This window comes from Isoptericola cucumis, from assembly GCF_014635665.1.
Taxonomy (GTDB): domain Bacteria; phylum Actinomycetota; class Actinomycetes; order Actinomycetales; family Cellulomonadaceae; genus Isoptericola; species Isoptericola cucumis.
On the sequence record NZ_BMDG01000001.1, the window covers coordinates 88,324 to 100,047 of the forward strand.

At 74.7% G+C, this 11,724-nt stretch carries 11 protein-coding genes; 6 read left to right on the top strand and 5 right to left on the bottom strand.

Annotated features, from left to right (window positions below; genetic code table 11):
* Positions 1-64 precede the first annotated feature (64 nt).
* Positions 65-1,111, bottom strand: a complete 1,047-nt coding sequence (locus tag IEW03_RS00400; protein ID WP_188521678.1) for a 3-oxoacyl-[acyl-carrier-protein] synthase III C-terminal domain-containing protein — start codon at positions 1,109-1,111, stop codon at positions 65-67.
* Positions 1,112-1,328: 217 nt separating this feature from the next.
* Entirely contained in the window at positions 1,329-2,045 is a 717-nt protein-coding gene (locus IEW03_RS00405; RefSeq protein WP_188521679.1) for a FadR/GntR family transcriptional regulator, read from the bottom strand.
* Positions 2,046-2,201: 156 nt separating this feature from the next.
* On the opposite strand from IEW03_RS00405, the gene IEW03_RS00410 reads away from it, so the two are divergent.
* The 5 genes from IEW03_RS00410 (at position 2,202) to IEW03_RS00430 (ending at position 7,337) form a co-directional block, all read left to right on the top strand.
* Positions 2,202-3,017 (top strand): (Fe-S)-binding protein, encoded by an 816-nt coding sequence (locus IEW03_RS00410; protein WP_188521680.1) that lies wholly within the window; start codon positions 2,202-2,204, stop codon positions 3,015-3,017.
* Positions 3,014-4,636, top strand: a complete 1,623-nt coding sequence (locus IEW03_RS00415) for a LutB/LldF family L-lactate oxidation iron-sulfur protein (protein ID WP_188521681.1) — start codon at positions 3,014-3,016, stop codon at positions 4,634-4,636. The genes IEW03_RS00410 and IEW03_RS00415 overlap by 4 nt, the downstream gene beginning before the upstream one ends.
* On the top strand, positions 4,633-5,325 hold the full coding sequence (locus IEW03_RS00420) for a LutC/YkgG family protein (RefSeq protein WP_188521682.1): 693 nt from the start codon (positions 4,633-4,635) through the stop codon (positions 5,323-5,325). The genes IEW03_RS00415 and IEW03_RS00420 overlap by 4 nt, the downstream gene beginning before the upstream one ends.
* Positions 5,326-5,354: 29 nt before the next feature.
* A complete protein-coding gene (locus IEW03_RS00425) occupies positions 5,355-6,035 on the top strand; it encodes a uridine kinase family protein (protein WP_229737276.1) in 681 nt (226 codons plus the stop codon).
* Positions 6,036-6,134: 99 nt separating this feature from the next.
* Positions 6,135-7,337, top strand: a complete 1,203-nt coding sequence (locus IEW03_RS00430) for a glycosyltransferase (protein ID WP_188521683.1) — start codon at positions 6,135-6,137, stop codon at positions 7,335-7,337.
* A 44-nt stretch (positions 7,338-7,381) separates the two neighbouring features.
* Here IEW03_RS00430 and IEW03_RS00435 read toward each other — a convergent pair whose 3' ends face one another.
* Positions 7,382-8,395, bottom strand: coding sequence for a LacI family DNA-binding transcriptional regulator (locus IEW03_RS00435; RefSeq protein ID WP_188521684.1), 1,014 nt, complete (start codon positions 8,393-8,395; stop codon positions 7,382-7,384).
* A gap of 158 nt (positions 8,396-8,553) precedes the next feature.
* Between IEW03_RS00435 and IEW03_RS00440 the strand changes: the two genes are divergently transcribed.
* Complete coding sequence (locus IEW03_RS00440) at positions 8,554-9,261, top strand: GntR family transcriptional regulator (RefSeq protein WP_229737277.1); 708 nt, start codon at positions 8,554-8,556, stop codon at positions 9,259-9,261.
* A 38-nt stretch (positions 9,262-9,299) separates the two neighbouring features.
* On the opposite strand, the gene IEW03_RS00445 is transcribed toward IEW03_RS00440, so the two are convergent.
* Together IEW03_RS00445 and IEW03_RS00450 are read right to left on the bottom strand one after the other, a co-directional pair.
* Positions 9,300-10,637 carry an MFS transporter gene (locus tag IEW03_RS00445; RefSeq protein ID WP_188521685.1) on the bottom strand — a complete coding sequence of 446 codons (1,338 nt, stop codon included), beginning with the start codon at positions 10,635-10,637 and terminating at the stop codon, positions 9,300-9,302.
* Positions 10,638-10,738: 101 nt separating this feature from the next.
* Complete coding sequence (locus IEW03_RS00450) at positions 10,739-11,698, bottom strand: 3-hydroxyacyl-CoA dehydrogenase family protein (protein WP_188521686.1); 960 nt, start codon at positions 11,696-11,698, stop codon at positions 10,739-10,741.
* Between the last annotated feature and the right edge of the window lie 26 nt (positions 11,699-11,724).

The following is an 11,724-nucleotide window of genomic DNA, read 5'->3' on the forward strand; positions in this document are numbered from 1 at the left end:
CCCCCGCCGTCGAGGCGAGGCGCGTTCGACGGCGGGGGCACGCGCACGCGGCGCCGGGGCCGGGCTACCGCTCGGGGGTCAGGACGACCTGCCCGGCCCAGGCGAAGCCGCCGCCGAACCCGAACAGCAGGGCCGGCGTGCCCGCCGGGATCTTGCCCGCGTGCCACCACTTCGACAGCCCCATCGGGATCGACGCCGCGGAGGTGTTGCCCGACTCGGTGATGTCCGTGACGACCACCCGGTCCTCGAGGCCGAGGCCCTTGGCCAGCGGCTCGATGATGCGCAGGTTGGCCTGGTGCGCCACCAGCACGCCGACGTCGTCGAGCGACAGGCCGGAGGCCTCCACGACGCGGCGGGCCCGGTCGGCCGCGCGCGTGATCGCCCACTTGAACACCGCCCGCCCGTCCTGCGCGAACTTGTCCGCCGGCGCCTCGATCAGCACCGCGGGGGTCAGCTCGGGCTCCGAGCCCCACACGACCGGCCCCACGGCGGGCGCGTCGGCCGCCTGCAGCACCGCGGCGCCCGCGCCGTCGGCGGTGAGGATGCAGGTGCTGCGGTCGGACCAGTCCGTGACGGCGGTGAGCTTCTCGGCGCCGATCACCACGGCGGTGCGCGAGGTCCCGGTACGGATGGCCTGGTCGGCCAGGCCGACGGCGTGGGCGAAGCCCGAGCACGCCACGTTGACGTCGATGACGGCCGGCCCGACGACGTTGCGCAGGTCGGGCTCGTCCTCGCCCTCGGGCGTGCTCGCCCCGGGCTGGACGCCGGTGCGCAGCGCGTACGCGACGCGCCCGGCCGTGTTGGGCGACCGGTCGGCCGCCGTCGCCGTCGCGACGATCACCAGGTCGACGTCGAGGGGGTCGACGCCGGCGTCGTCGAGCGCGTGGCGGGCGGCGGCCGTCGCCATGTCCGCGACCGTGACGTCGTCGGCCGCGACGTGGCGCGTGACGATGCCGGTGCGCGACCGGATCCACTCGTCGTTCGTCTCGACGAACCTGGCGATGTCGTCGTTGGTCAGCACCTTCTCGGGCTGATGGTGGCCCAGCCCGACGATCCGGGAGCCGGCGGCTCCGGCAGGCAGCGACAGGGCGGGGACGGTGGGCACGCTCATGGGCCGATCATCCCACCCACGAGCCCGGGGGCGAGCCCGTCCCACCACCTGGTCCACAGTGCTGCACGACCGGCGCTCGCAGGAGAGCCCCACGTTCGTCCGCGCCGGCGGCGGGTACGCCCGGCCGTGGACGCGGGACGCCGCGGTGAACGCCTGGAGCGCGGCCGGCCTGCTCTCACCGGCGGTGGCGCGGAAACCGCACGCCCGGCGCCGGCCGTCACGGGCTGAGCGAGACCCCCGCGTCGCGGCTGAAGCCCTCGACGTGGGCGCGCACCGCCCGGGACGCGGCGTCGGCGTCCCCGGCCGCGACGGCGTCGAGCACCTCGCGGTGCTCCGCGCGCAGCCGCGCCGCGGTGCGCGGCCACGACGGCAGCCGCTCGACCCCCGCGGTGATGTAGCCGCCGACGGCGCCGCGCAGGCCGGTCATCACGGCCTCGACGAGCACGTTGCCGGCGAGGCGCACGAGCTCGAGGTGGAAGGCCTGGTCGAGGTCGAGGAAGCGTTCCGGGGAGAGGTCCTCCGCGTCCATCTCGGCCAGCAGGCGACGCGCCTCGCCGACCCGGTCCGCGGCCCCGGGGGCGTGCGCCGCCACCCGCTCCGCCGCCTGGGCCACGGCCCACGACTCCAGCAGCACGCGGGTGGCGACGACGTCGTGCACCGGCAGCGTCCCGGTGGCGACGTGCAGCCGGACCGCGGCGCCCAGCCCGGCCGCGGGTCGGTCGATGACGACGGCTCCGGCCCCCGGCCCGGAGCCGACGCCGCGGCGCACGATGCCCAGGGCCTCGAGGATCTGCATCGCCTCCCGCACGGAGGGTCGCGAGACGCCGAGGTCCTCGGCGAGGGCACGCTCGGGCGGCAGGCGTTGGCCGAGGCCCCAGCGGCCGGCGGCGATCCCCTCCTCGAGGTGGGCGAGGACGCGTTCGTGGGTGCGCACCGACCCAGCGTAGCCGCCGGGCCGCCCTGTGGTCCGACCAAGGCGTGTAGGGTGACCGACCATGGTCCGACCACACCGCGACGGCGCCGGAGCCGTGGCGGCGGAGCGCGGGCCCGGTCATGCTGGTCACAGCCGTGAGCTGGAGCAAGGAGTCGTATGCGCATCGCCCTCGCCGCCACCTGTCTCGCCGACACCCTGTTCCCGGGCGCCCCGCGTGCCACCGCCCGGCTGCTCGAGCGCCTCGGCCACGAGGTGGTCTTCCCCGCCGGCCAGGCCTGCTGCGGGCAGATGCACGTCAACACGGGCTACTTCCGCGAGGCCGTGCCCGTGATCCGCAACCACGTCGAGACGTTCGCCCCCGTCGCCGACGGCGAGTGGGACGCCGTCGTGCTGCCGTCCGGGTCGTGCACCGGGTCGGTCCGCCACCAGCAGGCGATGGTGTGCCGGCGCGCCGGGCTCGACGAGCTCGCCGCCACCGCCGAGGCCGTCTCCGACAAGACGTACGAGCTGTCCGAGCTGCTCGTCGACGTGCTCGGCGTCACCGACGTCGGCGCCTGGTTCGGCCACCGCGTCACCTATCACCCCACCTGCCACTCCCTGCGGATGCTGCACGTCGGCGACAAGCCGCTGCGCCTGCTCCAGGCGGTCGAGGACATCGACCTCGTGGAGCTGCCCGAGGCCGAGAGCTGCTGCGGGTTCGGCGGCACGTTCGCCCTGAAGAACGCCGACACGTCCGCGGCGATGCTCGCCGACAAGACCGCGCACGTCCGCGAGACCGGCGCGACCGTGCTCACGGCCGGCGACATGTCGTGCCTCATGCACATCGGCGGCGGCCTCTCCCGGCAGTCCGCCGGCGTGCGGGCCCTGCACCTCGCGGAGGTCCTGGCCTCGACCCGCGAGGAACCCACCCCGCTGCCCGCGACCACGTTCACCCGGCCGGAACGCCACGACCGGACGGAGGCCGCCCGATGAGCACGTTCCTCGGCCTGCCGGGCCTGCGCCGCAGCACGGGCACGGGCTCCACCGCCACGGGTGCCGGCGCCGGCACGGGGACCGCCGGGGGCGCCGTCGCCGACGAGCCGTTCGGCCCGGTCCCCCACCCGCAGGAGCCGCTGCGCTGGGGTGACGCGTTCCCCGCCGCCGCGAAGCAGACGCTCGCGAACGACCAGCTGCGCCGCAACCTGGGCCACGCGACGCAGGTGATCCGCACCAAGCGGGCCGCCGTCGTCGGCGAGGTGCCCGACTGGGAGGCGCTGCGCGACGCCGGCTCCGGCGTCAAGGAGCAGGTCATGGCGCACCTGCCGGAGCTCCTGGAACAGCTCGAGAGAAACGTCACCGCGCGCGGCGGCGTCGTGCACTGGGCGCGTGACGCGGCGGAGGCCAACCGCATCGTCGCCGACATCGCGAAGGCCAAGGGGGCCGACGAGGTCGTCAAGGTGAAGTCGATGGCCACCCAGGAGATCGGGCTCAACGAGGCGCTGGCCGAGGAGGGCATCGCCGCCGTCGAGACCGACCTCGCCGAGCTCATCGTGCAGCTCGCCGACGACATGCCGTCGCACATCCTCGTGCCCGCCATCCACCGCAACCGCACCGAGATCCGCGACATCTTCCTCGCCCGCATGGGCGACGCGCCGCCCGACCTGTCGGACGTGCCGCGCGAGCTCGCGATGGCCGCCCGCGCGCACCTGCGCCGCAAGTTCCTGTCCGCGAAGGTCGCCGTCAGCGGCGCCAACTTCGCCGTCGCGGACACGGGCACGCTCGCGGTGGTCGAGTCGGAGGGCAACGGCCGCATGTGTCTCACGCTGCCCGAGACGCTCGTGACCGTGATGGGCATCGAGAAGCTGGTGCCGACCTTCGACGACCTCGAGGTCTTCCTGCAGCTGCTCCCCCGCTCGTCGACCGGCGAGCGCATGAACCCGTACACGTCGATGTGGACGGGCGTGACACCGGGCGACGGGCCGGCCGAGTTCCACCTCGTGCTGCTCGACAACGGCCGCACCGACGTCCTCGCCGACGAGGTCGGGCGCAGCGCGCTGCACTGCATCCGCTGCTCGGCCTGCCTCAACGTCTGCCCCGTCTACGAGCGGGTGGGCGGCCACGCCTACGGGTCCGTGTACCCCGGCCCGATCGGCGCCATCCTCACGCCCCAGCTCACCGCGTCGTCGGGCGGCGTGTCCGGGCACGGCGACCCGAACGCCTCGCTCCCCTACGCCTCCACACTCTGCGGCGCCTGCTACGAGGTCTGCCCGGTGAAGATCGACATCCCGTCCATCCTCGTGGACCTGCGGGCCCGCGAGGTCGACGCCGACCGCTCGCGCAGCGGCATCGACCCGTGGGCCGCCGCGATGAAGGCCGCGTCGTGGGTGATGGCCGACGGCGACCGGTTCGCCCTCGCCGGCCGCGCCGCCACGCTCGGGCGCGGGCTGGGCGGCCGGGACCACGCGATCTCCGTCGCGCCGCCGCCGGCGTCCGCCTGGACGCGCTCGCGGGACCTGCCCGCCCCGCCCGCCCAGACCTTCCGCCAGTGGTGGCGGGACGAGCACACCGACCCGGCGGCCGGGCCCGCCGCGACGCCGAAGGAGCAGCGATGAGCGCGCGCGACGACGTCCTCAACCGGGTGCGCGCGGCGCTGGGGCAGCCGGGCGCCGGCACGACCCCGGCCGGCAAGGTGGGCACGGCACCCGCCGCCGTCGAGGTGCCGCGCGCGTACCGGCCGGCCGGCGAGCACGCCCCCGGGAGCCCGGAGGTGCTGGAGCAGCTCGTCGACCGCCTCGTGGACTACAAGGCGCACGTGCACGAGGTGTCCGCCGACACCCTGCCCGCGACGGTCGCGGCCCTCCTCGGCGAGCTGACGGACGGGGTGCGGGTCGTCGTGCCGTCCGGGCTGGACGACGCCTGGCTGGCCGCGCTGCCCGCGGGCGCCGAGGTCGTGCGCGACTCGCGCGAGCAGCCGCAGACGGCGGCGCAGCTCGACGCCGTGGACGCCGTCGTCACGGCGGCCCGGGTCGCGATCTCCGAGACGGGCACGATCGTGCTCGACGGCGAGCCCGACCAGGGCCGGCGCGCGATCTCCCTGGTCCCGGACGTGCACCTGTGCGTCGTGCGCGCCGACCAGGTGACCCAGACCGTGCCCGAGGCCGTGCGCCTGCTCGGTGGCCACCCCGAGCGGCCGCTCACCTGGATCTCCGGGCCCAGCGCGACGTCCGACATCGAGCTCGACCGCGTCGAGGGCGTGCACGGCCCCCGCACCCTGCACGTCCTCCTCCTGGCGTCGGGCTGAGGACCCGCGGTGGGCGAGAATAGGTGCCCGTGACCGACAGCGAGCCCCCGGCCGACCCTCGCGGGGCCCCCGTGTCCGACGCCCCGGTGTCCGACGCCCTCTTCGACGTCCCCGCCGGCGCCCGCCGCCCGGCCCGACGGGTCGTCCTGCTGACCGGCCCGTCGGGGGCGGGCAAGACGGCGCTCACGCGCCGGCTCGGCCTGCCCGTGGTGAACCTCGACGACTTCTACCGGGACGTCGACTTCCCCGGCATGCCGATGCGGTACGGCATCGTCGACTGGGACGACCCGGCAAGCTGGGACCACGACGCGGCCCTGGAGGCGCTGCGCACGGTGGTACGCACGGGCCGGGCCGAGGTGCCCGTGTACGACATCCCCACGTCGCGCCGCACGGGCGGCGCGGTGCTGGAGGCGGGCGACGCGCCCGTCGTCGTCGCCGAGGGGATCTTCGCGGCCGAGCTGGTCGCCGCGTGCCGCGCCGAGGGCTTCCTCGCCGACGCGATCTGCCTGACCCAGCCCCGGCTGGTGACGTTCTGGTTCCGCCTCCTGCGCGACGTCGCCGAGTCCCGCAAGCCCCTGCCCACGCTGCTGCGCCGTGGCTGGGGCCTCCTGCGCGGCGAGCCCGCGCTCGTGCGCCGCTGGGTGGCGCTCGGCTGCCGCACCGCCTCGCCCGCCCAGGCCGAGCGCGACATCCGCGCGCTCCTGGGGTAAGGCGCACCCCGCCACCCGAGAACTCGTCATGAGACCGTAACGACGCGGTCATGCAGTCCACATCATCTCCCCGGAACCTGGCACGAGGAGGTGATCGACATGACCGAGAACGACGCGCTGCGAGTGCTGTCCCTGTACGAAGGGTTCTTCAGCGGCGGCGCCCGGGTGCTGCACTCGTCGGTGGTGGCGGGCCTGCACTCCCTGGGCCGGCAGCGGCACTCCGTGCTGAGCATCCATGACGAGGTCCGGCGGGAGTCGACCCTGCAGCGGATGACCGACGACCGGCGGTTCCGGGAGCTGCGGGCGGCCGGCGTCCGGATCACCTCGCTCGGCCGCTCGACGGAGCGCGACGACCCCGAGACGTTCTCGGAGGCCGAGCTGACGGTCGTGGCACGGCAGGTCGCGGGCTCTCAGGTGGTGCTGTCCCTCAAGGAGCAGCCGCTGCGGCTGCTCGACCAGCCCGGGATCCCCGAGCGCCCGGTCGTGGCGTGCCTGCACCGGTCCGACCCCGGACGTCAGGGCACGGCGCTGTCCCACCTGCTCACGGCGGCCCACGCGGGCCGCCTGGCGGCCGTGGTCTGCTGCGCGACCTCGACGCGGGACGCCTACCGCGCCGCCGGCGTGCCGGCACACCTGCTGCACGTCGTGCCCAACGGGGTGGACCTCACCCGTTTCCGGCCGCTGACCCGCCCTCGTCGTCTCGGCCTGCGTGGCGTGCACCGCCTCCCTGCCGACGGGACCGTCGTCACCTATGCCGCACGCTACGACCCGATGAAGGCGCCGGAGCTCTTCGTCGCCGCCGCGCGACGCTTCCTGGCTCGCGACCCCCGGGCGCACGTCGTCATGTGCGGTGCCGGCATGACGTCGGAGAACCCGGGCCTGCGCGCCGACCTCCACCAGGCGTTCGCCGACCGTCCCGACCTCCTCGCCCGGGTCCGCACCCTGGGCGTGCGGCACGACATGGAGAAGATCCTCGCCGCGTCGGACGTCGTGGCGCTCACGTCGACGTTCGGCGAGGCGGCACCCCTGTGCCTCATCGAGGGCGCGATGTGCGGTGCCGTCCCCGTCACGACAGCCGTGGGCGACGCCGCGCGGATCGTCGACGGGGTCGGCCTCGTCACGACCTTCGAGCCCGACCAGATCGCGGACGCCTGGGTCGAGGCGGCCGCGCGGCGCGACGAGCTCGGGCGTGCGATGGTCTCGGCCCGGCCGCGGTTCAGCCACGTGCGGATGCTGTCCTCGTACGCGGGCGTCGTCGAGCGCGCCCGGAGGGGCACCGGTCTGACCCTCGCCAGCCCCTGAGCGCGCGACGGGCCTTCCTGCCGAGACAGACCGGCCGACGACCGTCAGCGCGCGGTGGACCCCCGCAGCACGACGTCGTAGCCCACCTCGACGACGTCCGCCCCGGCGTCGTCCACGGCGGCGGCCACCGCCAGGCGGCCCATCTCCTCCAGCGGGATGCGGACGGTGGACAGCGCGGGGACGTGGTCGCGCAGGGTGGGGATGTCGTCGAACCCGGCGACGCGCGCGTCGCCCGGCACGGTGACACCCAGCTCCCGCAGGCGCGCGATGAGCCCGATGGCCATGACGTCGGCGACGGCGAAGACGCACGGCGGCTCCCCGCCGGCACGGTCGCGCGCGAGGGCGGCGACCTCGTCGCCCGCCGCGTACCCGCCGTCGCGGGAGAACTCGTCGACCCGCACCGACGTCACCTCTCCGCCGCCGGCCCGCACCGCCTGCGCGAAGGCGTCCGCGCGCTCGCGCCAGGTGACGACGCGCTCCGGGCCGGTGAGCACCACGAAGCGGCGCTGCCCGGCGGCGATCAGAGCCTCGGCGAGGGCCGCCGCGCCGGGCCCGTTGGGCGGCCGCACGACGCTCCCGCCCCCGACGGGCTGCCCCACGAGCACGGAGCGGCCACCGGCGGAGACGTACGTGTCGAGCGCGGCGGCGAGCGCCTCGTCGTCCTCGCGCGTCCACCGGGTGCCGGCCACGACGACGGCGTCCACCCTGTGGGCGGCGAACGCGGCCACGGCCTCGCGCTCGGCGAGGGGGTCGCGGCCGGTCGACGCGAGCAGCACCAGGCGCCCGTGCTCGCGGGCGGCGGCCTGCGCGCCGGCGGCGATCGACGAGAAGTAGGGGTCGGAGATGTCGTGCACGACCAGGCCGAGCAGGCCGGTGCGCGACCGCGCGAGCGCCTGCGCCTGCGCGTTGACGACGTAGCCGAGGTGGGCGGCCGCCGACCGCACGCGTTCGACGAGCTCGGCCCCGGGCTGCCGTGCCGAGCCGTTGAGCACCCTGGACGCCGTGGCCAGGGACACGCCGGCGCGGTCGGCGACGTCCTGCAGTCGCGCTCTGGCCACGTCTCACCTCCGGGTCGGGGCGGCGTCGCCGCCCGGTGCGGGCATGCCCGCGCATGCCTGGCCCACACCTTAGCGACGCGCAGGAAATCGCCTTCCCCGCGGGTCCCCGGCCGGCCACGCCTGCCCGAGGCGCCGGGGCGCGTCGATAGAATCGCCCCGTGCCCAGGACCAGCGCTTCGACCACGACGCCCGTGCGGCGGCGGCTGCTCGCCGACCACGTGTTCGACGAGCTGTTGTCGCAGCTCATGGACGGCACGCTGCCGGCAGGCAGCAGCCTCAACATCGAGGCGCTGGCCCGCGACCTCGACGTCTCCCCCACCCCCGTGCGCGAGGCCCTCGCCCGGCTCGAGGCGACGGGCATGGTGCGGCGGGTGGCGCTGCGCGGCTACTCCGTGACGCCCGCGCCGACGGCGAAGGAGCTGACGGACCTCATGGACGCCCGGCTCGCCGTCGAGCCGGTGACCGCGTTCTACGCCTGCGAGCGCGGCGGCGAGGAGTTCCTGGCCGAGCTGGAGCGGGCGGTCGCCGAGCTCGACGCCTCCCCGAACGGGCCCACCTACCAGGAGTTCCGCGACTACTGGGAGGCGGACGAGCGGTTCCACGCCCTGGTGGCCCGCGCTGCCGACAACACCTACCTGCAGGCCGCGTTCGCGGCGCTCGGCGGGCTGGTGCAACGCTTCCGGCAGTTCTCCGGCACGGGGGTGACGGACAAGCAGGTCGCCGTCGCGGAGCACCGCGCCATCCTCGACGCCATGCGCTCCGGCGTGCCGGAGCGGGCGCAGGAGCTCATGCGCCTCCACATCGAGGGGGTGCGCTCGCGCTCGCTCGCGGAACGCGGCGAGCCGGCACCCCCGCCCGGCGTCTAGCCCCGGGCGGGGATGCCGGCTCGTGGCCGGTCGGCAGGTCAGACGCGGGCGGCGTCCGCGTCGCCGGTGCCGGACGGCACGCCGGCGGCGTCGTCGGCGCGCTGGATGCGGGCGACCACGCGCCGCGCCGCGAACGTGCCGACGGCGCCGAGGAACAGCACCACCATGAGGAAGTACATGCCCGCCTCCGTGGTGCCGGTCGCCTGGGTGAAGATCCCGACCACGTACGGCCCGATGAACCCGCCGAGGTTCCCGAACGAGTTGATCGCCGCGATCGCGACGGCGGCGGTCGCCCCCGCGAGCACGCCGCTCGGCAGCGACCAGAACACGCCCGCGATCGAGTAGGCGCAGAACGCGGCCAGCGACAGCGCCGCGAGCTGGAGCGCCGGCGACGAGAACATGGCGCTGGCCCCCATGCCGAGGCCCGCCCCGACGAACAGGCACGCGAGCGGCACCCAGTTGTCGGCGAAGTACCGGGCCGCCCACCGCGACGTCACGAGGACGCCGACGAGCGCGAACAGGTACGGCACGTCGGTGAGCAGGCCGGTCTGGAGCGTCGAGCTCGAGAACCGGTCGACCACCTGCGGCAGCCAGAACGACAGCCCGTACACGCCCACCGTCGAGGGGAAGAACAGGAGCGCGAAGACCAGCACCCGCTTGTCGACCAGCGTGCGCAGCGGGTTCTTCCCGTCCTCCTGCTTGCGCTCCGCCTTGTCCTGGGCGAGCTCGTTCTCGATCCAGTCCGCCTCGTGGGTCGACAGCCACTTCGCGACGCGCGGCGTCTCGGGCAGGAACTTCCAGGTGGGGATCGCCATCAGCACCGCGGCCAGGCCGACGACGACGAACAGCCACTGCCAGCCGCTCATGCCGAGGCCGGAGACCCCGAGCAGCCAGCCGGCGAGCGGCGACATGATGATGAACGCGAGCGGCGCCGAGATGACGAACGTCCCGGTGGCCTTGGTCCGGTGCCGGTGCGGGAACCAGGTGGTGAGGTAGAAGATCACGCCCGGGTAGAACCCCGCCTCGGCCACGCCGAGGAGGAAGCGCAGCACGTAGAAGCTGATCGGCCCCTGCGTGAGGGCCATCGCCGCGGTGATGATGCCCCAGGTGACGAGGATGCGGACGAACCACATGCGGGGTCCGTACTTCTGCATCAGCACGTTGCTGGGGACCTCGAACAGGAAGTACGCGATGAAGAACAGCCCCGCGCCGAGCCCGAAGGCCGCGTCGCCGATGCCGACGTCCGCGCCCATGCTCAGCTGGGCGAAGCCGACCGCGGAGCGGTCGATGTACGCGACCGTGTAGAGCGCGACCAGCAGCGGCAGCAGCCGGAGCGTCACCTTCTTGACGAGGGCGGATTCGTTGACCTGTGTCACGTGAAGACTCCTGTGTCTTGTGCGGGCACGGCTCGGCGACGGGCAGTGCGAAGGGGCGCGGCGCGACCCGGTCGAGGTCGCGCCGCGCGGTGCGGTGCGGGTCAGGCGGGGGACGGACCGAGCGAGCGGACGAGGCGCCCCATCTCGCTGTACGCCTTGTTGCGGTGCGCGACGAGCGCCTTGACCTGCTCGGGCGTGTAGTCCTTGGTCAGGCCCTTGCCGTTCTTGACGCCGCGCCGGTCGCCGTCGACGGCCTCCTGGATGAGCGCGGGGGTGCTGAGGCGCTCGCCGAAGGCGTCCTCGAAGGTCCGGAAGCCGCCCGCGTACACGTCCAGGCCGGCCTGGTCGGCGATGGCGAACGGCCCGAAGAAGCCGAGCCGGAAGCCGAACGTGGTGCGGACGACGGTGTCGATGTCCTCGGGGGACGCGATGCCCTCCTCGGCGATCGACATCGCCTCCTTGAGGAGCACGTACTGCAGCCGGTTGAGCACGAAGCCCGGCACGTCGGCGACGATCGCGGCCTCCCGGTCGGCCCGGGCGAGCAGCTCCTTGACCACGGGCACGACCGACTCGTCGGTGCGCTCGCCGAGCACGAGCTCGACGCCCGGGATGAACGGCGCAGGGTTCGAGAAGTGGACGGTGAGGAACCGCTCGGGGCGCTTCACCGCCGTGGCGAGCACCCGGGCGGGGATGGTCGACGTGTTCGAGCCGATGATCGCGTCCTCGCGCGCCGCGGCCGAGATGCGGCCGAGCACGTCGTGCTTGACCTCGACGGACTCGAAGACGACCTCCTCGACGAAGTCGACGTCGGCCACGGCGTCCTCGATCGAACCGGCCGTGCGCAGGTTGGCGCGGATCGTCTCGGTCGCGCCCGCGTCGTACAGGCCGGCGTCCTCGAACTCCTGCGCCTCCGCGAGCAGGCGGGCGTAGGCGGCCTCGGTCGCCTCGGCGGAGACGTCGGCGATCGTGACGGGCAGGCCCGCGAGCGCGAGCGACTGAGCGATCCCGCCGCCCATGTACCCGGCGCCGATCACGGCGACGGTGCTGATGCTGGTGACCATCGTGGTGTCCTCTCTGGTGGTCCAGT